The sequence below is a fragment of the Pseudoalteromonas sp. S554 genome (genome assembly GCF_005930865.1).
GTDB lineage: Bacteria > Pseudomonadota > Gammaproteobacteria > Enterobacterales > Alteromonadaceae > Pseudoalteromonas > Pseudoalteromonas marina.
The window spans coordinates 44391-70121 of record NZ_PNDV01000040.1; the positions used below are offsets into that span (position 1 = coordinate 44391).

At 40.6% G+C, this 25731-nt stretch carries 23 protein-coding genes and 1 riboswitch; of the genes, 12 read left to right on the top strand and 11 right to left on the bottom strand.

What is annotated here, in order from left to right:
* Window positions 1-446: 446 nt before the first annotated feature.
* Complete coding sequence (gene typA / locus CWB65_RS10595; protein ID WP_006791334.1) at window positions 447-2267, top strand: translational GTPase TypA; 1821 nt, start codon at window positions 447-449, stop codon at window positions 2265-2267.
* 289 nt (window positions 2268-2556) lie between these two features.
* On the opposite strand, the gene CWB65_RS10600 is transcribed toward typA, so the two are convergent.
* The 4 genes from CWB65_RS10600 to CWB65_RS10615 form a co-directional block, all read right to left on the bottom strand.
* A complete protein-coding gene (locus CWB65_RS10600; RefSeq protein ID WP_138740539.1) occupies window positions 2557-3285 on the bottom strand; it encodes a CBM9 family sugar-binding protein in 729 nt (242 codons plus the stop codon).
* A gap of 72 nt (window positions 3286-3357) precedes the next feature.
* Window positions 3358-3783, bottom strand: a complete 426-nt coding sequence (locus CWB65_RS10605; protein WP_138740540.1) for a BLUF domain-containing protein — start codon at window positions 3781-3783, stop codon at window positions 3358-3360.
* Window positions 3784-3871: 88 nt separating this feature from the next.
* Window positions 3872-4960, bottom strand: a complete 1089-nt coding sequence (locus CWB65_RS10610; protein WP_138740541.1) for an MBL fold metallo-hydrolase — start codon at window positions 4958-4960, stop codon at window positions 3872-3874.
* Window positions 4961-5102: 142 nt separating this feature from the next.
* The gene (locus CWB65_RS10615) at window positions 5103-5756 is read right to left on the bottom strand and encodes a DUF2959 domain-containing protein (protein WP_006791329.1); all 654 of its coding nucleotides are present in this window, start codon (window positions 5754-5756) and stop codon (window positions 5103-5105) included.
* An 85-nt stretch (window positions 5757-5841) separates the two neighbouring features.
* On the opposite strand from CWB65_RS10615, the gene CWB65_RS10620 reads away from it, so the two are divergent.
* Complete coding sequence (locus tag CWB65_RS10620) at window positions 5842-6744, top strand: virulence factor BrkB family protein (protein WP_008127015.1); 903 nt, start codon at window positions 5842-5844, stop codon at window positions 6742-6744.
* The gene (gene dtd, locus CWB65_RS10625; protein ID WP_008127017.1) at window positions 6745-7182 is read left to right on the top strand and encodes a D-aminoacyl-tRNA deacylase; all 438 of its coding nucleotides are present in this window, start codon (window positions 6745-6747) and stop codon (window positions 7180-7182) included.
* On the opposite strand, the gene CWB65_RS10630 is transcribed toward dtd, so the two are convergent.
* The gene (locus tag CWB65_RS10630; RefSeq protein WP_008127019.1) at window positions 7166-7891 is read right to left on the bottom strand and encodes a spermidine synthase; all 726 of its coding nucleotides are present in this window, start codon (window positions 7889-7891) and stop codon (window positions 7166-7168) included. The genes dtd and CWB65_RS10630 overlap by 17 nt on opposite strands.
* 172 nt (window positions 7892-8063) lie before the next feature.
* Here CWB65_RS10630 and CWB65_RS10635 point away from each other — a divergent pair, with 172 nt between their 5' ends.
* Window positions 8064-8957 (top strand): bifunctional GNAT family N-acetyltransferase/hotdog fold thioesterase, encoded by an 894-nt coding sequence (locus tag CWB65_RS10635; protein WP_008127021.1) that lies wholly within the window; start codon window positions 8064-8066, stop codon window positions 8955-8957.
* 69 nt (window positions 8958-9026) lie between these two features.
* On the opposite strand, the gene CWB65_RS10640 is transcribed toward CWB65_RS10635, so the two are convergent.
* The 5 genes from CWB65_RS10640 to dapA form a co-directional block, all read right to left on the bottom strand.
* Window positions 9027-10061: a phospholipase A gene (locus CWB65_RS10640; RefSeq protein ID WP_008127023.1), complete on the bottom strand. Its 1035-nt coding sequence runs from the start codon at window positions 10059-10061 to the stop codon at window positions 9027-9029.
* Window positions 10062-10264: 203 nt separating this feature from the next.
* Window positions 10265-11386, bottom strand: a complete 1122-nt coding sequence (locus CWB65_RS10645) for a succinylglutamate desuccinylase/aspartoacylase family protein (protein ID WP_138740542.1) — start codon at window positions 11384-11386, stop codon at window positions 10265-10267.
* 5 nt (window positions 11387-11391) lie between these two features.
* Window positions 11392-12597 carry a PLP-dependent decarboxylase gene (locus tag CWB65_RS10650; protein WP_138740543.1) on the bottom strand — a complete coding sequence of 402 codons (1206 nt, stop codon included), beginning with the start codon at window positions 12595-12597 and terminating at the stop codon, window positions 11392-11394.
* On the bottom strand, window positions 12597-13337 hold the full coding sequence (locus tag CWB65_RS10655; protein ID WP_029773501.1) for a 2,3,4,5-tetrahydropyridine-2,6-dicarboxylate N-succinyltransferase: 741 nt from the start codon (window positions 13335-13337) through the stop codon (window positions 12597-12599). Before CWB65_RS10655 ends, CWB65_RS10650 begins: the two co-directional genes overlap by 1 nt.
* A gap of 15 nt (window positions 13338-13352) precedes the next feature.
* Window positions 13353-14237, bottom strand: a complete 885-nt coding sequence (gene dapA / locus CWB65_RS10660; RefSeq protein WP_138740544.1) for a 4-hydroxy-tetrahydrodipicolinate synthase — start codon at window positions 14235-14237, stop codon at window positions 13353-13355.
* A gap of 128 nt (window positions 14238-14365) precedes the next feature.
* A riboswitch (Lysine riboswitch) is annotated at window positions 14366-14562 on the bottom strand.
* Between the two features lie 191 nt (window positions 14563-14753).
* Here dapA and CWB65_RS10665 point away from each other — a divergent pair.
* The 6 genes from CWB65_RS10665 to CWB65_RS10690 all read left to right on the top strand — a co-directional run bounded on the left by CWB65_RS10665 (window position 14754) and on the right by CWB65_RS10690 (window position 23281).
* A complete protein-coding gene (locus CWB65_RS10665) occupies window positions 14754-15458 on the top strand; it encodes a DNA-3-methyladenine glycosylase I (RefSeq protein ID WP_006791318.1) in 705 nt (234 codons plus the stop codon).
* A 2-nt stretch (window positions 15459-15460) separates the two neighbouring features.
* Complete coding sequence (locus CWB65_RS10670) at window positions 15461-16870, top strand: protein adenylyltransferase SelO (protein WP_138740545.1); 1410 nt, start codon at window positions 15461-15463, stop codon at window positions 16868-16870.
* A gap of 389 nt (window positions 16871-17259) precedes the next feature.
* The gene (locus CWB65_RS10675) at window positions 17260-18315 is read left to right on the top strand and encodes an OmpA family protein (protein WP_138740546.1); all 1056 of its coding nucleotides are present in this window, start codon (window positions 17260-17262) and stop codon (window positions 18313-18315) included.
* Window positions 18316-18606: 291 nt separating this feature from the next.
* The gene (gene acnB / locus CWB65_RS10680; RefSeq protein WP_138740567.1) at window positions 18607-21204 is read left to right on the top strand and encodes a bifunctional aconitate hydratase 2/2-methylisocitrate dehydratase; all 2598 of its coding nucleotides are present in this window, start codon (window positions 18607-18609) and stop codon (window positions 21202-21204) included.
* A gap of 199 nt (window positions 21205-21403) precedes the next feature.
* On the top strand, window positions 21404-22036 hold the full coding sequence (locus CWB65_RS10685; RefSeq protein ID WP_006791313.1) for a 2OG-Fe dioxygenase family protein: 633 nt from the start codon (window positions 21404-21406) through the stop codon (window positions 22034-22036).
* 9 nt (window positions 22037-22045) lie between these two features.
* A complete protein-coding gene (locus CWB65_RS10690) occupies window positions 22046-23281 on the top strand; it encodes a cysteine desulfurase-like protein (protein WP_138740547.1) in 1236 nt (411 codons plus the stop codon).
* A 61-nt stretch (window positions 23282-23342) separates the two neighbouring features.
* Here CWB65_RS10690 and CWB65_RS10695 read toward each other — a convergent pair whose 3' ends face one another.
* Complete coding sequence (locus CWB65_RS10695) at window positions 23343-24047, bottom strand: 2OG-Fe(II) oxygenase (protein WP_006791311.1); 705 nt, start codon at window positions 24045-24047, stop codon at window positions 23343-23345.
* Window positions 24048-24080: 33 nt separating this feature from the next.
* On the opposite strand from CWB65_RS10695, the gene CWB65_RS10700 reads away from it, so the two are divergent.
* Window positions 24081-24470: an acyl-CoA thioesterase gene (locus tag CWB65_RS10700; RefSeq protein ID WP_138740548.1), complete on the top strand. Its 390-nt coding sequence runs from the start codon at window positions 24081-24083 to the stop codon at window positions 24468-24470.
* Window positions 24471-24694: 224 nt separating this feature from the next.
* Complete coding sequence (locus CWB65_RS10705) at window positions 24695-25660, top strand: aldose epimerase family protein (RefSeq protein WP_138740568.1); 966 nt, start codon at window positions 24695-24697, stop codon at window positions 25658-25660.
* Window positions 25661-25731 lie beyond the last annotated feature (71 nt).

Genomic DNA, 25731 nt, shown 5'->3' on the forward strand with positions numbered 1-25731 from the left:
GATTTTGTGCCATTTTTATAACTCTATGTTTATAGGTTAAAAAAACTTAGTTGCTACAATGTGGGGCATAAAATAGCACCACTATGGTGCGGTTAAAGTCCACTTTGGTGCAGGTTATGTGCACTATAATTTGTTGTTAATTTAATCGCTCGAAATCAGCATAACCTAAATGCAAAAGAGTGCCAAAAATATCGTATAAATAGTGTAAACTGCATTTTTGAAAAAATAATGACAATTTATTTCATATAATTGTCATATATAAAACAGATACTTAGTAAAAGTATTGAGAAAGTTTTGAAATTTGTATTGGATAAACTTTCATCCATGTCATTAATGAGGGATAATATGCGCCCTTTTAAATCCTATGCTTGGACATCTCGTGAAAACGCAGATGAGTGCGTAGATCTTGCAGGATCATTGAGAATTTAATTTCTCTGAGTAAATATATGAGCATCGAACAGTTAAGAAATATAGCGATTATCGCGCACGTTGACCACGGTAAAACAACTCTGGTTGACAAACTACTTGAGCAATCAGGTACATTAGAAACACGCGGCGGTAACGAAGAGCGCGTGATGGACTCAAACGACATTGAGAAAGAACGTGGTATTACCATTTTAGCTAAAAACACAGCTATCTCTTGGAATGATTACCATATCAATATCGTAGATACCCCGGGACACGCCGATTTCGGTGGTGAAGTTGAACGCGTACTTTCGATGGCTGACTCAGTATTATTACTTGTTGATGCTCAAGAAGGTCCAATGCCACAAACGCGTTTCGTAACGCAAAAGGCATTCGCGCAAGGCTTAAAGCCAATCGTCGTTATCAATAAAATTGATAAGCCAGGTGCACGCCCAGATTGGGTTATGGATCAAATCTTTGATTTATTCGATAACCTTGGTGCAACTGATGAACAGTTAGACTTTAAAGTAATCTACGCATCAGCTATCAACGGCTGGGCAACATTAGATTTAGACGAGCCATCAGACAACATGGAACCTATGTTCAAGATGATCGTTGACGAAGTATCACCACCGGATGCAGATCCTGAAGGTGACTTCCAAATGCAAATCTCTCAGCTTGATTACAACTCGTATAAAGGTGTAATCGGTATTGGTCGTATTAAACGTGGTTCTGTTGCGACTAACCAACAAGTTACAGTTATTGGCGCTGACGGCACGACTCGTAACGGTAAAATTGGTTCAGTACAAAGCTACTTAGGCCTTGAGCGTATCGACACTGATAAAGCTTATGCTGGTAACATCGTTACTGTAACAGGTTTAGGTGAGCTTAAGATTTCTGATACGCTTTGTTGTCCTAACAACGTTGAAGCATTACCACCACTAAGTGTTGATGAGCCAACAGTTACAATGACGTTCTCTGTAAACAACTCACCGTTCTGTGGTAAAGAAGGTAAGTTTGTAACATCACGTAATATTCGTGAGCGTTTAGACAAAGAATTAGTACACAACGTAGCACTTCGTGTTGCAGATACTGACAACCCAGATAGCTTCCGCGTATCAGGTCGTGGTGAATTACACCTAGGTATCTTAATCGAGAACATGCGTCGTGAAGGTTATGAGCTTGCTGTATCTCGTCCAGAAGTAATCCTGCGAACTGTTGATGGCGTGTTAGAAGAACCGTATGAAACACTAACGATTGACTGTGAAGAAGAGCACCAAGGTTCTATCATGGAGCAAATTGGTCTTCGTAAGGGTGAACTTACTGACATGGCACCAGATGGTAAAGGCCGTATGCGTATGGACTTTATGATCCCAAGCCGTGGCTTAATCGGTTTCCAAACTGAGTTCATGACACTTACTTCGGGTTCTGGTTTACTTTACCATACGTTCGATCACTACGGTCCGCACAAAGGTGGCGAGCTAGGTGTTCGTAAGAACGGCGTAATGATTGCAAACGCAACAGGTAAAGCACTTACTAACGCATTATTTAACTTACAAGAGCGCGGCCGTTTATTCATCGGTCACGGTGTTGAAGTTTATGAAGGTATGGTTATTGGTATTCATAGCCGTGATAACGACCTAACAGTTAACGCGCTTAAAGGTAAGCAACTTACTAACGTTCGTGCATCTGGTACAGATGAAGCACAAACATTGACACCACATCTGAACTATTCACTTGAGCAAGCGCTTGAGTTTATTGCTGATGATGAGTTAGTAGAAGTTACACCTGAGAACATTCGTATTCGTAAGCGTCATTTAACTGAAAATGAGCGTAAACGTGCGGGTCGTGCTCCTAAGTAATAGCCTATTAATTTAGAAAAATGATTTCAAAAGCCGCTGTATTGCAAAATACAGCGGCTTTTTTGTTTTTAAAGCAAGAGAAGCTTTCAGTTTTTAGTTATCAATATTGAGCTCTAAAAGCGCAGCGCCTCTTGTCCTCTTTGTGAAAAATTCACTTAAAAATTTTTGTAGAAAGAAAAGAGAACGAGAAGTAAAAGAGCAAGCGCTAAAACAACTGATAGTTCAAAGCCTCTATTTTGTTGGTTTTTTTGTTGTGTTTCGCTGCGCCCAACCTATACGCTAACTTACATCACTTTTTTGGTAGTAAGGTGATTTTGCCAAATACATCTGCGTCTATAAATCCTCGGTTTCTGTCACCGTTCACTGGCTGTACTTCGTGTGACCCCATAAAGTGCTCGCGTGTTTCACTGCCATCGTTATCGCAATACGCGAGCATAAAGCCAATAACTTGTTTTTCTGTTAATTTAAGCGGTGTATTTTTTGCGCCTTGTTGATAATCATTCGGGTAGAGTTTTATCGCAACTTCCCAAGTAATGTTATAGGGTGCAGTGGTATTGCGTTTCCAGTTGCTAACTAAGTGGTCGGTATACAAGTGCGCTTTTTTATCAGGGCCGTAATCGGCAGCTTGGTTATCAAGGCCAATGTGGTACGCTAAAGCAGTGTGGTTAAATTGGTGAATCCCGCCCGATGCATCGCTATCTATAAATATTTCAAGGGCATCGTCATCCCAATATTTATAGGTAGGGTTTGGGTGTGTATCTATTAAAACGTCATCTACAATATCGGCTTGTAGGTATAAGAATTTTTCATCCCATAATAAGCGATAGCGGCCTTTAAAATCGGCATCGTTTGAAGGCAATGTACCATCCATTAAATGTGGCATATCGTGCCAAGCAGCCTTATCCCATGCGCTTTCAGATACGCCGTCAATATTAATAGGGGTTGACGTATATTTAACATCAGCAGCCATTACTTGGCTGCTGATCACTAAGCTCGTGGCTAACAGTACTTTTTTCATTAATTGTTCCATTAATTAAAGTTGGCTTAGCTTGGCTTAAGTTAACAATAAAAACAATAATACATGTGAATTTTAACTAATAGCACCTGTAATGCTGCCTTTTAACGCTACCATTAATAAGTGGGCACTTTCGCCAGACATTTTAAATGGATTAAAATCAACAGAGCCTGAAAATTTCAGACTCAGTGATTGGGTTACTCTAGATTGTGGAACATAACCCATAGACCACTTTTCAAATTCTCTTTCTGGAATTTGGGTATAGTTAAGCATAATTACATTGTGGTGACGTTTGTCGTTTAATATTTGTTGATAGGTATTATTTACTGCGGTTCTGGAGCCTTCAAGGCACTGTAAAAAGTATTCGTTACTAAAGCAAAGCATGCAGGTAACATGTGTTTTTACATTATAGGTACGAGCACTTTGTAAAATACTTTCTATATCTTTTGGGCCAAAGCCGTCTGAAATTTTGCTTGCGTAAATTAGTCGTACTAGAAACATAATAACCCCACATTGCTTAGTTAATTAAAGATAGTTCAGCTAGAGGGTTATTACGAATTATGTTGATGTATTTCAGCTGGTGGGCAATTTAAAATTTAATACTTTCACCTTCATTTAAAATATAAAGCGGCACGGGTGATTTCATTGTTTCATGCATGTGTAATAAACGTAGTAAAGCTGAATGACTACTTCGGTCGCCCATTTTCCATGATGAGTTACCGTACCCCCACGGTACCATGACTTTACAGTTAAGCTCGTGTGCGGCCTTAAGAGCATCTTCTGGGGTTGTATGAACATAACGATACCACTTGGGATTATCTTCGCTGTAGTAAGAGGCTATCGGCATTAAGCACACATCAATATCGCCATACTTTTGCTGAATATCGCTAAAGTGTTTGGAGTAGCCGGTGTCGCCTGCAAAAAATAAGGTGCTGCCATTTTGTTCAAGTAGCCAGCCATTCCATAAGTCTTTATCGTTGTCTTCGTAAATAAAGGGTACTAATAAACGGCTGCTAAAGTGATGCGCTGGTAGTGCATGAATGGTTAAATCATCAATTTTAGTTTTTGCATACCACGCCATTTCGCTAATATTAAGTCCTGCGTTTGGAAAGTTATCTGCCATGCCTAATGGTGCTAAGTAGCGAGGTTGATTACCTATTTCTTCTATGTCTGATTTATTAAAATGATCGTAATGAATGTGCGAATATATAACGGCATCTAGGTTTTTAAGTTCGCTTTGAGTAAGCCAATCACCAGGTTGTCTATAAAACCCAGAGGCAAGCTTAAATGCTAAATCAACGGGTGAGTCAAACTGCTCTTTTACGGGGTCGAACACTACATGCTGTCCATTTGGTGTTTGGATCATAAAGCCAGCATGGCCTAACCAGCGTATATTAAAGCCAAGGTTTAGCTGTGGCTTTAATTGCTCAGCGTTAAATGTGCAATTTTCAGCAGTGGTTTCGCATATTACATTCGGGTGTTGTGGGTAGCAGTCAGCTTCACAAGTAACCGGATAGGTTTTATCGCTCACATAAAGGTTGTGATAACGCCCTTCACGCTCACCTGATTCATGAATTGGCGTTATGCTGTCTTGCCCAGCAATTACATTTACAGTGTTTGCGCTGCAGGCGGCTAAGAAGCTTGAGGTAATAAGTAAGCACAGAGTATGTAATTTCATTTCGACTGTTGCTATTGTTTTAAAGAAGTTTAAGCTTATCAAAAGCTATTTATTAAACAATGTGTTAATCGTAACAAAAAATAATCACAAAAAAGCCCGTTAAAATTAACAGGCTTTTAGAGCTGTTATAAAAATAGCATTATTAGGCTTTGTTCATTTGCTCAATAAACTTATTTGAATCGGCGATTGACTTGTTCATGTCGTTCATCAGTATCTGAATGTCGCGTTTAAGGTTAGTAAATTCACCTTTTATAGCAGCAACTGCCTGTGCATTTAAATTATGCTTTAAGTACAAAACGTTATCTTTTAGTGATGATAGTACTGGTTCCATTTTACTTTCAGCACTGCGCATTGAACGAAGAAGCTGATCAAATTGGCGCTTAGTGGCATTAAGTTTTTTACTGCTTTCGCGTTTTAACGAAGCGCTTTTGTACTGTTCTAATTCATCGCTCCACTCGTCAAACAAGGCTTCAGCAACATCTTCTACTTTATTGATATTGGTAGTAACGTCGTCTGCGGCTTTAAGGCTTGATTCGTAATCGTCATTTAGTTGATTGTAAGCATCTTGGAGCTCACCGCCATCAAAATTAATTAGTGTAGTTAAACGCTCAAGCGCTGACTGAAACTCTTCTTGAGATTCTTCTTGTGACTCTTTGGTTTCTTCTACGCGGTCAATAAGAATGTCACGTTTGTGAACACCTACTTTTTCCATTGCAGAATAGTAAGCTGATTGACACCCAGATAATGCTAACGTTAGGGCAAGTATTGATGCGCTTAACAGTGTTTGTTTTTTCATTTGATTCCCTATTTACGTGTAAGTGCTGTAAATTCCGGTGCTGATTGTTATGATAATCAAAACTCGATAAGCACAAGTCAATTGTATGAATGATAAGCTCTCCCATTACAAACAGCAAGTTAAGTCCTTTATGCGCCAGCAACCCGGTTGGTGGATGCAATATATTAATCGTTGTATAGACGATCAAATTACAGTCAATGCTGGTTACCTTGCTTACGTAACTCTGCTTTCATTAATACCGCTTATCGCTGTAGGGGTTGCAATATTTTCAGCGTTTCCGGGGTTTGAATCGACTCGTATGGAAATAGAAAGTTTTTTGTTTACTAACTTTGTGCCGACCTCTACGGATGTGATCAGAGAGCATATTAGCTCCTTTGCAGGCAATGCCAATCAAATGACTGCAGTGGGTATAGGTTTTTTAGCCGCTGTTGCATTACTTTTAATACGCAATGTAGATGCAACACTTAATCGCATTTGGCGTATTAAGAAAAAGCGCCCAATGATGATTTCATTTGCAGTGTATTGGATGGTCTTGAGTTTAGGCCCTGTATTACTGGGCGCAAGTATTGGTGTAACTTCATACATTGTGTCGTTAGTATCGTTTGCTGATCAAGGTATTCCAGGGTTTAGTGGATTTTTATTAAAATTACTTCCCTATGGAATTTCGATGATGGGCTTCATCATGCTTTATACCTTAGTGCCAAATACACGCGTATCGTTTAGAGCCGCTGTGCCAGGGGCATTGTTTGCTGCACTTTTATTTGAGCTAACAAAAAAAGGGTTTGCACTTTATATTAGCCACTTTCCTTCATATGAGGTTATTTACGGTGCGGTAGCAACAATTCCTATTTTATTTGTGTGGGTGTATTTAGCGTGGGTAGTTGTACTTTTGGGCGCCGAATTTACGGCGTGTATTAGCCCAAATGATATTGAGGATACCCCAGAAATAGAACTGGAAGAAGAACCTAAATCAAAGGATATAAGTTAAATGCAAGGGCTAATACAGCGCGTAAAACACGCAAAGGTAGAAGTTGACAACCAGGTAATTGGGCAAATAGAGCAAGGTATTTTACTTTTGTTAGGTGTTGAAAAGGCAGACGATAATGAGGCAGCTGATAAGCTTCTACATAAAGTAAGTAATTACCGAATTTTTACCGACGAAAACGATAAAATGAATTTAAGTTTAAAAGACATGGGTGGTGAATTATTAGTTGTTTCGCAATTTACGTTAGCCGCAAATACTAAAAAAGGAATGCGTCCGAGCTTTTCATCTGCAGCGACCCCAAGCCAAGCTAACGCGCTTTACGAGTACTTTGTTGATCAAGCTAAAGCGCAAGGTATTAGTGTTGCAACCGGTGAGTTTGGTGCTGATATGCAAGTGAGTTTATGTAACGATGGACCGGTTACGTTTAACTTATCTGTTTAGGGTGTTGTTTACTAATGATCACTATATGGTTAACGTAACCTGAAATTTTATGAGGGTATACTGTATAACCAAATACATCGAATAATAGCTTTTGGAGCTGTTTTAACTGTGAGTTATGTTGCGATAAAAAGTTAATAAATAGTTTGCCGGTAGTGTTAAGTGCAGCGTGAATTTTTTCATAAAATGCGTGCTCAAATAAAAATCGGGGCGCATCTATCTGGCAGAATAAATCTAATATAACCCAATCTATATTACGCGCTGAAGTAAGTACCACCTGTGCATCATCGCATAGTAAATTTTCGTTACTGCTTAATGCAAAAAACTGCGAATAACATGCCAATATGCCTGCATTTTTTTCAACTGACGTTATATTTACTTGAGGGTGTTGCTTAAGTAAATAGTTACGAATAGCCCCACCGCCCAATCCAAGTTCAAGCACGTTATTAGGTGGTGGCAGTGTTTGCCATTGCGCTGCTAAATATTGCAAGTGAGGAAACAACAGTGTTTGTGGATTATTGACGTCGATAATGGATTGCAATGTGTTGTTTATTAATAGCCAGCGTAAATTACCATGCTCGCGAACTTGAATGTGATCGCCATTTACGTTTTGCCAATAAAGTAGCGTTCCTTCATTTTGGCTGTTTTCAATAAAATGACTGTTAATTAGGCCTGTTGAGGCATCAATGTATGTGGTCATGTTATTTAGCATAAACCAGCTTTAGTAAAGCGCAATGGGATCTGTCATTAATTTTTTACGTATTTTAAAAGCTTCACCAAAGTCGTATTTGCAGTTTTGTTAAGATGGAGTATGGTATTTGCCATCAATAGGTTGAGGCCTTTTTAAATTTTTACATGCGGCTTTTACAGCAACAGGAGTAAGTATGTTTCAGGTAAGTACCCCACAAAGTAGCGAAGATTGGCAAGCTTATTATCAATTACGCTGGCAGGTTTTACGCGCTCCTTGGGGGGAACCAAGAGGTTCTGAACAAGATGATTTAGAACAAGACGCTGAACACCGCTTTATAAAAAATAAAGAGGGTGATGTATTAGGTGTGGCTCGATTACATTTTAATAACCACGAGCAAGCTCAGGTTCGTTATATGGCTGTGGCTGAAGGTAACCGAAATCAGCATATTGGTAGTCGCCTGTTACACGATTTAGAAAAAATAGCGTGGACACAAAATGCCGATGAGCTGGTGTTATTTGCACGTGAGCGAGCGCTTGAATTTTATAAGCGTCATGGGTACGAATTAAAAGAAAAAGCGCACTTGGCATATGGTGACGTACAGCATTATAAAATGGTTAAGCAAAAACCGAGTGAGCCGGGTTGGTTCCGCCATCCAAATTGGACTCAGGTACTGCAAAATATCTGGCGAGAATCAATTCCTATTAGTGATGCAATGGGCATTAAAGTAGAAAGTTACACCGATTGGCAATTTACAACCAGCGCTGATTTAGACGCTAATTTAAATTTACATAACACCATGTTTGCTGGTTCTATTTATAGTTTAGCGACATTAACTGGCTGGGGTGCAACGTATTTGGCGCTCAAAGAAGCGGGACTTGAAGGTAGCATAGTTTTAGCCGATGCGAGTATTAAGTACCTGAAACCACTCAATACAGATCCGCGCGGTTGTGTAGATTTACAAGCGTGTAAAGGCAAATTAAGCGATTTAGAAGCCGATGGTAAAACAAGTTATGTGGTACCGGTAATCATTTATGATGGTGACAACGTAGTTGCTGAGTTTGAAGGTGTTTTTGCCGTAAAAAAATAACGAGTAATTTTTAATTGAAAAAAAGCCAAGCACTTAATAATTAATGCTTGGCTTTTTTATAAGCTGATATTACAACAAATCAGTTAATAATATACCCACACCAATACGCTCAACGTCGGCGTTATAATCTATTAGGCTTTCACCGTAGCCGTTAAAGTATTGCGCGTAGCCACGAACGCGGCCCCACAAAGGAAATGACCAATCAAGCTGAAGTGCACCACGATTGTCTGAATTTAAATTATTGCGAGTCATAAAGCTAAATTCATGGTCGTGATAACGATAAGCACCGCTAAATTCAAAGTACCCCATGTATTTGTAAATATCAGGGTTATCATCACCTTTTGCATCTAGCAGGTTTTCTTTTTCGTCTTCAGCTATGCGATACCAAGGTTTAAAGCTAAAAACAAAGCCTCGGTTTTCCCATATGAAGTCGGCGTAAATACGGTTCCACGAACGTGAGTTTGGTTGGCTTCGACCATTTGACTGGTGTGAAATACCTAACACAATAGCCATTTCATCGCCCCAAAGTACGTTTTTTGGATCCAGATAATTTATCCAAAAAATTTCAGGTTCGTAGTTGGTTTCACGAAATGGCGATGAAATTTCTGAGTTATAAATTTGCCAATACGATTGCAGCGTAAAACCAAAATACAAGGCTTGGTCTTCGTCAGAAAATTCGTCAAACAAGGGAACCTTGATTGAAAGTTGATATTTTGCTTCTAAGTTATCGAGCGTATCACCATCTTGTTCATCGGTGAGCTCATCAAAACGGTCAAAAGGGCGATCGTTAGGATGCGATACGTATGATAATGGCAATATGTAATTACGTTTGTGGGGGGTGATTACATTACGATTTTTTTTACCAACCTCTTCACGTGCTTGGCGTTTATCGAGTGCGGTCAGTTGTTTGTTTTCTTCCAGTGCAGAGCATTTTTTACGAAGCTCATCGAGTGTTTGCTTGCCATCGCCCCCAATCACTTCATTCAAAATACATTGCTTGACGAGTTCTATACTGCTGTCTTGCTCGTTTGTTTGTACTTCGTCTTGCGCAAATGCTGCGGTACTTAGTAAAGCTGAAAGGGTGATCCAGTGGCGCCAGCTCATTGTAATTCCTTGTGAGTATTGGGTAGGTTGTGATTTATTTTATTATAACGCTTTTTACATTAGGTACAGTGAACTTTTACTGAACTATTCACATTACGTTAAAAGCGGTACTAACAGATCAAAAGAAAAGCGGCCAAAGCCGCTTTATCTAATGTACATTAACTTAGGAGATTAATGTACTCTCACGCAATGAGAAGGGTGAGCTATAGCTCAAATACGTTTGTAAAAAATTTATACAACTCAGTGCCTTGATTTACGCTTGCTGAGGCAAAGTGCAAAATAGCGATAGCATCGCAATCAAGAGTCAGCGTTTGTAATGGTTGTTCACTTAGGTAGCGTTCCATACGTAAAATATGTGCGATGGGCTCGCCTGCTTTAATATGACCACCAAGTGGTGCTATATATTCAACCATGCCGCCAATAGGGGCGTAATAGGCAAAGTAGTCATCTAGGTTACACGCATAGCGAGTTATATTAGCTGGTTTATGCGGTGCATCTACTAATACGTTCTTATGATTTAGGTAGCATAATATGCTCTTTGCATCGTTGAGTGCTTCTTTTAAATCTATTTTTTCTTGGCTACCTAGCTCAACTGTAAAGGCTTCTACCTGCACGTTGAACGAACGCCCTTGCGCGCTAAGTGCATTGCTTAAGTGCCACCATGGGCAAAAGCTAGCTTCATCCATAGCGCCATCAAAGTCGCTTGGGATCAGCAGTACATGTTCAATATTAAAATAACGAGCACTGTCTGTTGCATAGGTTGGGCAATATAAATGCTTACTTGAAATAGGGCCTGTGTGTAAATCGAGTACTATGTCGGCTTGGTGCGCAAGCTTTTGCAAATTAAGCGCAATGCGTTTACCGGTATTGAGTAAATATGCAGGGCCGTTAAGTTTGGTGTCTATTTCATCAAGCAAGGCTTGTTTAAAGTTATTTTTTAAAGCTGCATCGTCGTACTGGCTATGATCTTTGGCAAACTGGGTGACTAAATCACTATTGTAGTGATACATACGGTTCCAGTTAGTGCCCGTAATTGGGTCGAATCGGCCAAGGGTAAACTCCCCTGATTTTTGATTGCAACCAATAGGGTTAGCATATGGTACTAAGGTAATGTCGCCTTTTAAATTGAGCTGTTTTAACTGCTCTAGCAGCTGAAAAATAACCGCGTTACCTTGTACCTCGGCGCCATGCATGTTGGCTTGAATATACACGCTTGGACCTGTGCCGTCGCCTTTTAAGCGATACACCGGAATAGTGAGAGGCAAGCCATTTGCTACTTCCCCTACTACAATGTTTTCTTGGCTAATGGGTGTTGTTATGCTCATGTTTATTACCTTAAGTAGTGACTGGCATTTTCTGCTTGGCGCACACAGGTGAGCTCGCCATTTTGTAACACATATTCTGCGGCTAGTTCATGGCATAAAAAGTAGGGCATGCTTTCGGTAAAACCATAGGCGCCACATTGGCTAAATACCAGCCAGTCTTGCTCGTTTAAATCGCTTGGTAGGGTATGCTCACCTAAACAATCAAGGGCAGTACATAATGGGCCATATAGGCTCATTGCTTGTTCTGGCGCCGTTGATTCGCGCAATAACGCCGCAGGAAAATCTTGGCTTGTAACAGCAGGGCGCAATAAGTGGTTAATACCACCGGTTAAAATAACTTGCTGTTGGCCGTAGTTTTGTTTGCACTCTACTACGGGGTTAGCATAATGCCCGCATTCACCTACAGCGTAACGACCAAGCTCCATCCAAAGCTCGTCTACACCCGCCTCTTTTTTAATTTTTGCCAGCGCGGCAATAAGGCCATCCCATTCAAGTATTGTCTCGTTTTGTGTATAAGGAATACCTAAACCACCGCCTAAATCTAAAATTTTAAGGTTTATATTTAAGTTATTAGCCAAGGTGGTAAGCGGTGCAATCATTTGCGACCACAGCTCGCTTAGCTTTTGCGTGCTGAGCATATTGCCCCACTGAAAAATATGCAGGCCATCAAAATTAAGTGCTGGGTAATCGCCAGTATTGAGCGCTTGCCATTCATCGCAGCCAAGCCCAAACGGAGTTAGGCTGTCGCCGCCTAGTGGGTTTTTTTCACCTTCAGGCCAGCGTAGTTGCACACGCAATAAAACTTGCAGCTGCGTATTTTGCAGCTGCGCTTGTTGGTTTAACCAACGCACTTGATTGAGGCTTTCGGCAACAAAAATACGTACGCCGCGCTCGATAAAGTGTTTAATTTGTTTAGGGCTCTTTGCAGGCCCTGTGTTGAGCACGCGCTGCGAACTAATACCTTGTGCAAGGACTTGTTCAAGTTCACCTTTACTTGCTACGTCAAAGTTAAAGCCTGCGCTATCTAAGCTTTGAATAATCTTAGAAAGCGGGTTCGCTTTTACTGCATACCAAAGTTTTACATCGGTTTGCGCAACTAAGCGCGTAAGGTGTGCGTTTAGTTTATCTAAGTCGTAAACAAAAAAAGGAGTATCAAGCTGCTGTGTAAGCGTATTAACAGCGGTTTTGATTGGCGTGCTCAAAAAGCTCATTATCGTAAAACCTCTTCAAGTAATAATGATGCATCGCTTTGTTCGTCGCGGTATTTAACAATTAACGCACACGACATGCTTAAACCTTGCTCACGTGCCCATTCGTTAGACGCCGGGCGAGAGCCAGGTATTACAATTGCGTATTCTGGGATTGGCTCGCCTTTATCTAGCTGACGCTCGTTAACACAGTCGTAAACCGGAATAGTTGCAGATAAACGCACGCCTGGTGCCAGTACCGCGCCTTTTTTAACCACTACGCCTTCAACAATGACACAACCTGCGCCAATAAACGCATCGTCTTCAACTACTACTGGGCTTGCCCCAATTGGCTCAAGTACACCGCCAAGTTGAACGGCTGCGCTCAAATGTACGTTTTTACCTACTTGTGCACATGAACCCACTAATGCGTGGCTATCAACCATAGTGCCTTCGTCGATGTATGCGCCAATATTTACGTACGCTGGTGGCATAATAATAGTGCCTTTAGCTACGTAGGCACCGCGGCGAACACTGGTGCCACCTGGTACCATACGCACGCCGTCGTCAGTGCTAAATTCTTGCGGTGCAAGGTTGTGCTTATCAACAAACCCGCCTGCAAACTCGGTGTTAGTGCCATTTTTAAAGGCTTCTAAAATGCCTTGTTTTACTTCTACGTTAGCTTCCCATTGGCCGCTTTCGTTTTGTGATGCTGCGCGTACTGCGCCCGATTCTAAATTATTAAGTAGTTCTAACCAGCTCATTATAAAAACCTGTATTTAATGCCAAGATAAAATGGTGTCGTTTGCAGTGGTAATGCAATCGGTTTGCGTTAACTCAAGATGCGTTAAAGGCGGGCGCAGCAACGGGCTACTTAAGCGGCCTTGTTGGTGCATTAGCACTTTAACGGGAATAGGGTTTGCTACAGCAAATAGGCTATTAATAGCGCGAGTCCACTGAGCAAATAAATTGGGGTGTTGGCCACTTAAGCTGCGTTTTACAAATTCGTGTGTTTGCAAAGGCCACGCGTTTGCCGCAACAGATACTAAGCCTTTTGCACCTGCTTGGGCAAAGTAGGGCATAAGTGCATCGTCGCCACTGTATAACGCTAAATTAGGCGCGGCTTGTCGGTATGCTTCAAATTGGGTGATGTTGCCACTGGCTTCTTTCAAAGCCCACAGTTTTGGGTGCGCTTTTAAGTTTTCAATGGTTTCGATAGGAATGCTTACACCGCTGCGCCCAGGTACGTTGTATAACATACACGGATGCGCGCTTTCGTTTAATAAGCTTTCGTACCAATGTGTTTGACCTACAGCCCCTGGTTTTGCATAAAGAGGCGAGCCTAATAAGTAGCTGTGAATAGGTAATTGGTTACAGTAGCTAACCCATTCTTTTTGTTGGGCCAAGTTACTACCACCCACAGCAACCATAAGCGGTACATTGGGTTTTAATTGGCACACATGCTCAACAATGCCTTGCTGCTCATTAAGCGTAAGGGCTAAGCCTTCACCTGTGCTACCGAGCAGTAAAATACCGTTGTGTGCTGCTTCTTGTTCGCTAACAAGTGTTGTGAGCGTGTCGTAGTCAACATTACCTTGTTGATCAAACGGCGTAACAAGCGCTGTCCACAGTGCGTAGTCGTCTAAATTGAAATTATTGATCATCTCTTACGAACCTATAAGGTGTTCGAGATATTAAAGGGGCTGTATGATGTGAGCCGCATTAACGTCGTTCGAACAGTATTCGAAGAGCGAATGGGCTTAAAATAATAGGGCGCACAGCCTTATTATTTAAGACCAGAAGCTCTCCACCAAACTAATAAGCTGTTTTAAAACAGCTATTGGTGACAGTCGCTAGGATTCAACCTAGTCGCCCGAAGTAATTGCTTCGCAAAAGCGTTTACCTCTCGGCGGTATTCCCCTGACGTATGCTCACTGGAGTTTGCGCTCCTAACATACGCTACCTGAATAACGCACCTCTTCTAGCCCTTTGTATTTTGTTTAACCGCAAAAGGTTTAACAAAATACAATTTAAATAGGGTAATTGCGGCGATTAAAACATTTTAGCCGTCTAGGTGTCAAGTTGCAGGGTACAGATTAGTTCATCGAAAATGTGGGTGGTTACGTATTGGCTGCTTTTCTCGTAAACTAACCCTATGAGCAGCGAGGTATTTAATAAGTATGGAAAAATTTAGCGATATTTATAAGCGAGCAGTAGAGCGAAAAGGCTCTGAAAAAATGCTTAAGTTATTACTCGCAAAACCCTTATCTAAAAAAGCATTAAGCACGTTAAGTGACGACGATTGGCTTGAAGAATTTACCCGAAAAGTTTTTCAAAGTGGTTTTTACTGGTCGGTAATAAACAGCAAATGGCCGGGCTTTAGAGAGGTTTTTTGGGAATTCAGCGTTGATAAGCTGTTAATGATGCCGCCCGATATGCTCGAGCAAAAAGCGAGTGATGAGCGTATTATTCGTAATTATAAAAAAGTGAAAACAATTCCTGAAAATGCCTACATGATCCACGAAATAGCACAGGAATATGGCAGTTTTAGCAAGTTTATTGCCCAGTGGCCAACAGATAATATTATTGGTTTATGGGCGCATTTAAAAAAGCACGGCGCCCGATTAGGCGGTAATACAGGCCCTTATGCCTTAAGAGCACTTGGCAAAGACACTTTTTTACTTTCGCGAGATGTAGAGAGTTACCTAAGGGCACATAAAATTATTGATGGTGGGCTGCAAACTAAAAAATCACTCACTGCTGCGCAGGCATTTTTTAACGAAATGCAAAAGCAAAGTGGTTTAAGTATGCAAGAGCTAAGTTTAATTGTGGCCTATGGTGTGGGTGACAATCGCGTAGGTATACGTCAACAGTCAGGAAATTAACCATGAAACTAGTGCCGAGATACACAGACATAGCAGATAATTTCGCAATAGAAGATCAACCATCAAGCGTTGCAGCTCCGCAACTGCTTTTGTGGAACGAAGCGTTAGCAAAGCAGTTTAATATAGATGTTGAGCCGCAGCTGCGTGCTAGTACCTTTGCAGGCAATGAATCACAGCAAATAAAGTCGGTAGCGCTTGGTTATTCGGGGCACCAGTTTGGTCACTTTTCGCCGCGCTTGGGTGATGGGCGAGCGCATTTGCTTGGTGCTATAAATGACGATAAAAACCAGCTGTGGGATATTCAGTTAAAAGGTTCAGGCGCTACCCCGTATTCTAGAGGTGGCGATGGAAAATGCGCACTAGGCCCTGCTATTCGTGAATATGTAATGAGTGAAGCTATGCACGCATTAGGTATTCCCACTACTCGCTGTTTGGCTGTGGTTGGCACCGGCGAAGCGGTTTACCGTAATCCGCCCCAACCTGGGGCTGTTGTTACTCGCTTAGCAAGCAGCCATATTCGCGTTGGCTCGTTTCAATACTTAGCAACCCAAGGCGATTCAGAGGGATTGAAAAAATTAGCTGATGTAGCCATTGAACGCCATTACCCTGAAATAACGAGTGAAGGCCCTGAGCGATATATCGCTTTTTTGACAGCAGTCATTAGCAATCAAGTGAACTTGATTATTAATTGGATGCGCGTTGGGTTTGTTCATGGCGTTATGAACACCGATAACACCCTCGTAAGTGGCGAAACCATAGATTATGGCCCGTGTGCAATGATGGATAGCTTTGACTTTGACACCGTATTTAGCTCTATAGACAAGCAAGGCCGCTACGCTTTTGGTAATCAGCCAAATATGGCGAGTTGGAATTGTGCTCGCTTAGCTGAAAGCCTTATCCCATTAATTAGCGATGATGAAGAAAAAGCTGTGTCATTACTTACTCCCGTCATACATCATTTTTCAGAGCAATTTAATACTCAATTTACAGTAATGTGGAGCAAAAAATTAGGCCTGGCTGGTGCAAAAGAGGGCGACAAAGATCTTGTTTCTGAGCTACTAACATTATTGCAAGCACATCATCTTGATTACACCAATACTTTTGATGCACTGACGGAGTTTGTGAATGGCAATGCAACTATTCCAAAAGAATTAATTGAGTGGGCGAATAAGTGGCAAAGCCGAACAAGTAACGATAGCTACAAAACCATGCGAGCAGCCAATCCACGTATAATTCCGCGAAATCATATAATTGAAACAATATTAGCTGAATATAATGAGCTTGGTTCAAGTAAACTGATGAGCCGTTTTGTAAAAGTAGCTAATAATCCGTACTTGTTCAGCGATGATATGGCCGAATTTCAAGAGGTGCCGTCAAATGATACCGACTATAAAACTTTTTGTGGTACTTAAGTGTTGTAAAAATAGATAAGTTAATGATTATAAATAACGATATTTTAGCACAGAGATGTTCATTGATTGAGCAAAGCAAATTCCGGTGTTACTATCTAAACATAAAGATAAGTTAGTTTCATTGTGAGCAAGAACAATTGATTGAGTTGTCTTTGTGTCTTCTGCAGATTATCGATTTATATGATCAACTAGTTGGTTTCTAGCTAGGTAAAGTTTTAAATTTCACCTAAACTGATTTGTTGGATATCGTTATATCGCATTGAAAAAAATTATAAACTTTATTTTTCGTTAAGTATTGATTAACAAAAGTTGAGTTAGTCTGTATAAAACTCAGTGAGCTAGTACTTAATTAGCCACAATTTATTAGTTGTTAAAATGGGAAGAAAACAATGAAATTAAAATCACTAACTATTGCAATTGCGTTAGCTGCAACTAGCGTATCTACTTTTGCTGCTGACAAGCAAGAAGGTTTCTATATTGGCGCATTTGGCGACTACTACGATGCGTCTTGGGAAAATATGAGCGCACAGGCTGGTCTTGACGTAAACGAGTCGACTGGCTTTGGTCTTGAAGCGGGTTACCGCTTCAGCGATTTTTGGAGTGCTCGTTTAGAGTATGCAGATCTTGATTTCAATGCATTCGACAAAGCCGCTGGTAACCGTAACAACATCGACGGTAGCCGTTTTGGTATTGATGCGCTTTACCATTTAGATGGCGGTCCTTTCTACGGTTTAGTTGGTATTAAATCAATGGACGTTGTTGATGACAACACGTTCTTAAATGCAGGTGTTGGTTACAGACACTTCATTACTGACAACTTATTCGCTAACGTTGAAACTGCTGTATATCAAGGTATTGATAAAGGTTACACAGATGTTGGCGCTAAATTAGGTATTAACTATTTCTTTGGACAAAACACTATGCCTGCTGAGCCGGTACAGCCTGCGCCAGAGGTTGTTGAAGTTATGGTTGAGCCAGTAGACAGCGACAATGACAATATTTTAGATGCTGATGACAAGTGTCCTAATACACCAATGACAGATGCTGTTGATGGTACTGGTTGTACTTTATATGAAGATAAAGAAGTAACTGTGAGCTTATTAGTAACGTTCCCTAACGACAAAGCTGCTGTATTACAGCGTTACTTAGACGACATCGATCAAGTTGCATCTTTCTTAAAAGATTACCCAGATACAACAGTGCTTTTAGAAGGTCATACTTCAGCAGTAGGTAAAGCGACTTACAACAAAATGCTATCTAAAAAGCGTGCTGATTCGGTAGCTAAGCAACTGATAGCTGACGGTATTGCATCTGACCGTATTACTACGGTAGGTTTAGGTGAAGAACGCCTTAAAAATGAAGCTAACACAGCCGCTGCGCACGCAGAAAACCGTCGTGTTGAAGCGCACATCAAAACAATCAAAACAGTAAAAGTTTTACGTTAATAGATTATTTTGACTATAAAAACCCAGCTTATGCTGGGTTTTTTTATGGCCGCTATTTATGCTGCCTACCTAAATAATAATGATTATTACTTAACAAGTATTCATGGAAATAGAATTTCCCTTAACTACTATTCATAGTGTTTATAGTCGGTATAATCAGTTGTGTAACTGGATGGATTTTCATCTATCTATAAAAGCTTTATAATTACGCGTTAGAATACTATAAGTATTGGGTAACAAGTGCGCATGAAGCGCTACCGAATACTTTCACGTCACCAAGAGGGCAATATTGTGCTACAAGAATATCGTAAACACGTAGAAGAACGTGCCGCGTTAGGTATCGTACCAGCGCCATTAGATGCTCAGCAAACTGCTGATCTTATTGAATTAATAAAAAACCCACCGGCAGGTGAAGAAGAATTCATTTTAGATTTATTAATCAATCGTGTACCACCAGGTGTTGATGACGCTGCTTACATCAAAGCAGGCTTCCTAGCCGCTGTTGCTAAAGGTGAAGCGACTACTTCTCTTATTTCTAAAGAAAAAGCAGCTGAATTATTAGGAACAATGCTAGGCGGATACAACATCGCGCCAATGATTGACCTACTTGATGACGAATCATTAGCGCCAATCGTAGTAAAAGGCCTTTCAAACACATTACTTATGTTTGATGCTTTCTACGACGTAGAAGAAAAAGCCAAAGCGGGCAATGCGTTTGCTAAGCAAATTATCGAATCTTGGGCTGCAGCGCAATGGTTTACAAATAAGCCAGCAGTAGCTGAAAAAATCTCTGTTACTGTATTTAAAGTAACGGGTGAAACAAACACCGATGACTTATCACCTGCACCAGATGCATGGTCACGTCCTGATATCCCACTTCATGCTTTGGCAATGCTAAAAAATGAGCGTGATGGCATAAACCCAGATAAAGCAGGTGAAGTAGGTCCTATCGTTCAGCTTGAAGAACTAAAAACTAAAGGCTTACCACTTGCTTATGTAGGTGACGTTGTAGGTACTGGTTCTTCTCGTAAGTCTGCTACTAACTCTGTGCTTTGGTTTATGGGTGATGATATCCCATTTGTACCAAATAAACGTGTTGGTGGTGTATGTTTAGGTAACAAAATAGCACCTATCTTCTTTAACACAATGGAAGATTCTGGCGCATTACCAATCGAATTAAATGTTGACGAGTTCAACATGGGTGATCAAATTGATATTTACCCATACGAAGGTGTTGTTAAACGCCATGGTACTGATGATGTTATCTCTACTTTTGAACTTAAATCAGATGTAATCCTTGATGAAGTTCGTGCTGGTGGTCGTATTCCACTTATCATTGGTCGTGGTTTAACAGACAAAGCACGTACATCTTTAGGTTTAGGTGCTACTGATGTATTTAAAGTACCAGCAGTGACTGAAGAGTCAGACAAAGGCTTTACACTAGCGCAAAAAATGGTTGGTAAAGCATGTAACGTAGCCGGTATTCGCCCAGGCCAATACTGTGAGCCTAAAATGACTACTGTAGGTTCGCAAGATACTACTGGTCCTATGACACGTGATGAACTTAAAGACTTAGCATGTTTAGGTTTCTCTGCAGATTTAACAATGCAGTCATTCTGTCATACCTCTGCTTACCCTAAACCAATTGACGTAAACACGCACCATACGCTTCCTGATTTCATCATGAACCGTGGCGGTGTTTCACTTCGCCCTGGTGACGGTGTAATTCACTCGTGGTTAAACCGTATGTTATTACCAGATACCGTAGGTACTGGTGGTGATTCACATACTCGTTTCCCACTAGGTATTTCGTTCCCAGCGGGTTCTGGTGCAGTAGCATTCGCAGCAGCAACAGGTGTTATGCCACTTGATATGCCTGAGTCTATTTTGGTTCGCTTTAAAGGTGAAATGCAGCCAGGTATCACATTACGTGATCTTGTTCATGCAATCCCTTACTACGGTATCAAAGAAGGCTTATTAACGGTTGAGAAGAAAGGTAAAATCAACGAATTCTCTGGCCGTGTACTAGAAATTGAAGGTGTTGAGCACTTAACTGTTGAGCAAGCATTTGAACTATCTGATGCATCAGCAGAACGTTCAGCTGCAGGTTGTACTGTTAAGCTTTCTAAAGAGTCTATCTCTGAGTACCTTGAGTCTAACATTGTTATGCTTAAGTGGATGATCTCTGAAGGTTACGGCGATGTTCGTACAATCGAGCGTCGTATTACTGCAATGCAAGATTGGTTAGCTAACCCAGAACTTATGGAAGCTGACGCGGATGCAGAATACAAGCACGTACTTGAAATCGACCTAGCTGATATTAAAGAGCCGGTACTTTGTGCACCGAATGACCCAGATGATGCGCGTTTACTATCTGACGTTACAGGCGAGAAAATCGATGAAGTATTTATCGGTTCTTGTATGACTAATATTGGTCACTTCCGTGCCGCAGGTAAATTATTAGATGGCTTTACTGGTCGTATTCCAACACAGCTTTGGGTTGCTCCACCAACGAAGATGGATAAAGACCAACTTACAGACGAAGGTTACTACGGTATCTTTGGTCGTGTTGGTGCACGTATTGAAACTCCAGGGTGTTCACTGTGTATGGGTAACCAAGCACGCGTTGCAGATAAAGCAACAGTTGTTTCTACCTCAACACGTAACTTCCCTAACCGTTTAGGTACAGGCGCAAACGTATTCTTAGCATCAGCAGAACTTGCTGCAGTGGCGGCAATTTTAGGTAAATTACCTACTCCGGCTGAGTACCAGGAATATGCAGCGAAAATCAATGCAACGGCAGCAGATACTTACCGTTACTTGAACTTCCACCGTATGCCTCAGTACACTAAAAAAGCAGACAATGTAATTATTCAGCAAGCTGTTTAATTTATAGAGTTTGAATAAAAAACCCGCTTCGGCGGGTTTTTTATTGTTTAAATATAATTTAGATTATTCATGCTTTAATAGCCTTATACTGAATTAAAATTAAGTATTTTTCACATTTAAGTTGGATAATAAAGCAATAATTCCTCGCTACATGCATTAAAATCTCTTTTAATATTCTCATTATTTTAGGCGAGATTTCATGACTGCATTAAACAACCAGAATTTACTGCAACTTCGTTTTATTAACCAAGCAAATATTGATTTGGTTAAGCCTTCTTTTGATAACCTACCTGCAAATCCATATGCAGATGGCGAATTTCGTAAGCGTCGTTATTCAGTAATTAAATTTCAAGATGGTGAGCTAAAATTGCAAGCTGCCAAAGCATTTGTTCAAGACGATTCGATTAATACGTTTCAAGGTAACGTTGAACGTACTTACGAAAATTTAGAGCAAAGCCTACTTGAATCAGATGGCATGAAAAGTATTGTCAGTGAGTTTTGCCAGCTTACCGGTATTGATGAAGATCGCGATATTGAAATACATCAATTTAGAATGTTAGCCATTGATAGCGATACGCCAGCAGCGCCTGAAGGCGTGCATCAAGATGGTTTTGATCATGTATGTATATGCGGTGTTTCGCACGAAAACTTAGAAGGTGGCGAGTTACTTGTATACGAAAACAAACAAGCTGAGCCATGTTTCAAAATGGAAATTAAAGACGGCATGTTTGCGCTTATAAACGACCGTCAAGTGTGGCATAACGCCACACCAATGAACAAAGTTGATGCCAGCAAACCAGGTTACCTGGATTGCTTTGTACTTACGTCTTAAGGGATGAGCATGAATATAGCGCAATTACGTGAGCAGTTTCCGGCATTAATGCAAAGTGTTGATGGTAAATCGCCGATATTTTTAGACGGCCCTGGTGGCTCTCAAGTGCCGCAGTCAGTGCTTAATGCAATGTCTGCTTATTTAGGACACTACAATTCAAACCTAGGTGGTGCGTTTTTTTCAAGCGATAAAACTGTTGAGCTAATGGCAAATGCACGCCAAGCTGCAGCAGATTTACTTAATGCGCCAAGTGCTCAAAATATTGTGTTTGGCCCTAACATGACAAGCCTTACCTTTAGTTTTAGCCGAGCTATATCGCGCGATTGGCAAGCCGGTAATGAGATCATTGTTACTAACGCCGATCACTTCTCAAACGTGTCATCATGGCAGCAAGCCGCAGAAGATAAAGGCGTTAAGGTTAATACTGCCTTGATTAATGAAGCCGATTGCAGCCTAGATATGACGCAGTTTGAAAGCTTATTAAACAGCAAGACTAAGTTGGTGGCTGTTACCTATGCTTCAAATACTACAGGCTCAATTAACGATATTGAACGCATTATAGAGCTAGCTCATGCTGTGGGCGCTCTTGTGTATGTTGATGCGGTACATTATGCGCCGCACGAGCTTATTGATGTACAAGCCCTTGATTGCGACTTTTTAGCCTGCTCAGCGTATAAGTTTTTTGGCCCACACTTAGGGATGGTGTACGGTAAAAAAGAGCATCTTGAAGGTTTTACGCCTTACAAAGTAGAGCCCGCCAAAGATGTAGCGCCGGGACGTTGGGAAACAGGTACCCAAAGCTTTGAAGCAATGGCAGGCTTTATTGCCGCTGTTGATTACATTGCTGCAATTAGCGAGCTTGATGATGGCCATACACGCCGTGAAAAGCTAACAGCTGCGTTTGCTAAAACTAAACAGCACGAGATGGCGCTCAGTGAACACTTTTTAACGCGCTTAGTTAATTACCCTCGTATAAAGTTGTACGGTATTGATGACTTTGATCGATTAAACGAACGTACCCCTACGTTTGCTTTAACGTTTGAAGGTTTAGAGCCACGCGCCGTTTCAGAGTTTTTAGGCAAACAGCATATATGTGTGTGGGATGGACATTTTTACGCGCAAGGTTTGTGTAAGCAATTAAACGTGCTTGATACAGGCGGTGTAGTACGTATTGGTTGTATGCATTACAACACAGTCGAAGAGCTTGATAAGCTGTTTGATATGTTTGACGAGCTACTTGGTTAAATAGGTCGTCTATTAAATATATAAATAAGCCATAAGTGTTACTTATGGCTTATTTATTGGTTTAGCTTTTAGGTGCACCATATATTTGCTCTGCACGGTTAAATAGCACCCACGAGGTTAAAATATACTTATCGTTTGATACTGGCTTATTACCTCTATGTGTATGCGTAAAGTAGCCAGGCGCTATCACCATGGTGCCTTTTTTAGGGGCTATTTTACGGTTTTGATAATAAAACTCCGTTTCTCCACCTTCCTCGACATCGTTTAAGTAAAACATAAATAAAAGTACACGATGCAGGGCTTCATTGTGTTGTAACTGAGGATACACTTCGCTGTGCCAGTAAGGATAACCCCCTTTATTTACCTCGTATTTCTGCGCTTGGATATTACCTAATCTAAATATTTGCTGCACAAGGACAGGGAGCTGTGGCTTACCCACTTCATCAAAATTTTCTTGAGTTAAATCTACTACTTCCCCCGTTTTTGGATGATAAACCTTTAAGCCAAATGCGCCAATCATCATAAAAATATGTTCTTCAATATAGTTAAAAACATGTTGTGCAGTCGTTTGTTGTATATGTTTTAATTGCTCTGCGTATTCGGGGTGACTATTTAGGTGCAGGTCGTGACTGTCTTTTTTCTTTAAATCAACACCGCCTGAAGTAACCCCTTGTTTTACATGCGGGCTTTGCGTGAACGTATTAATAAAGTTATCGCAAAAATCATCGCTCAATGCGTTTTCATAAACGCGAATAAAGTCCGTCATGGTTTACCTTTGTATAATTATTTTTGGATTAATATGTTTATTGAAAAAGTGATACCGCGCTTTAGCGAAACAGATGCACTCGGACACATCAACAATACCGTACTCCCCGTGTGGTTTGAAGCCGCTCGCGTCCCTATTTTTAAATTTTTTACGCCAGACTTAAACCCACATGACTGGAAACTAATCATTGCCAAAATAGAAGTGTCGTTTGTGGGGGAGTTATTTTATGGCCACGAGATCACGATTAAAACGTCTGTAGATCACATCGGCACAAGCTCTTTTGTACTCAAGCAAGAGGCATTTCAGCATGATAAATGCTGTGCAATTGGAAAGGTTGTAATGGTCAGATATAACTTTGCTGAAAGAGCTAAGCAAGCTTTGAGCACTGAAGAAAAAGCAGCACTTGAGAAGCATATGGCTTAATTTACAAACCGATACTGCGGTGTTACGCACATTTCAACTTAGCCAATTATAAAAAGGTAGTCAGTATTAACGTTAAATAAATAGCGCAATTGTAAATTTTATTAAAAAATTTAACGTTTTTTAATTGAGTTACCAATATGAGTTATATACTATTTATAATATATATAGCTGCCTTATCTAACTAATATAGTTTTCTAGGTAACTTTTGAGGAATGTGCGTGACGATGACAACCATTGATGAACCAATGCGGGTTATACAGCTTAGTGACTCTAAGAATCTAACTGCCGAAATATTGCCATTTGGTGCAATAATTAAAAGCATTAAATTTAAAAACCAAGAAATGACGCTTAGCGTCGACGATCCTCAGTACTATCTTGAAAACCCATTTTATTTAGGCGCTACAGTAGGTCGATACGCTAATCGTATCGCTGAAGGGCGTTTTAACTTATCTGGCTCGCAGTATCAACTGGAAGCAAATAACGGCCCTAATAGCCTACACGGCGGCGTTAAAGGCTTTAATAAAGTACTTTGGCAAGTAACCAAACAAACCGACAGTGAGGTTGAGCTTTATTATTGCTCAGTGGATGGCGAAGAGGGTTTTCCTGGAGAGTTAAAAGTATGGCAAACCATTACTGCAGAAAATGGGCAGCTTCTACTTAAGTTTAAAGCGACTTGCAATAAAGAAACTCTCGTTAACTTCACTAACCATTGCTATTTTAATCTTGAGAGCAGCGACACTATTGAGAACCATTTACTTCAGGTAAATGCGACCCACTATTTACCCATTGATGAGCACAGCATCCCATTGGGCGAGCCTGCCCCCGTTGCAAATAGTTGCTTTGATTTCATTAAGCCAAAATTAGTTAAAGATGCATTAACGCAAAGTCACACCCAATTAGATGCAGCTAATGGTTTAGATCACTGTTATGTATTTGAAAACGACGACAGCCTTCATACCATGGCTACTTTAACGTCGCAGCAAACCGGTATTAATTTAACACTCAAAAGCACTCAGCCAGGCATGCAGTTATACACAGCAAACTTTGTTGGTGCTCCTTTTAAGCCGCGACAAGCACTGTGTCTTGAAGCGCAAAATTGGCCTGATGCGCCAAATCGCGAAAATTATCCTAAAGCTAATTTATTGCCTGATGAAGAATATAATCAGGTTATTATTTATGCATTTTCGTAAGTAAACTCAATACGTTAACATGATGTTTTATGTTAAAAAAAAGAAAATAAAAAGAAAACCCATAGTAATAA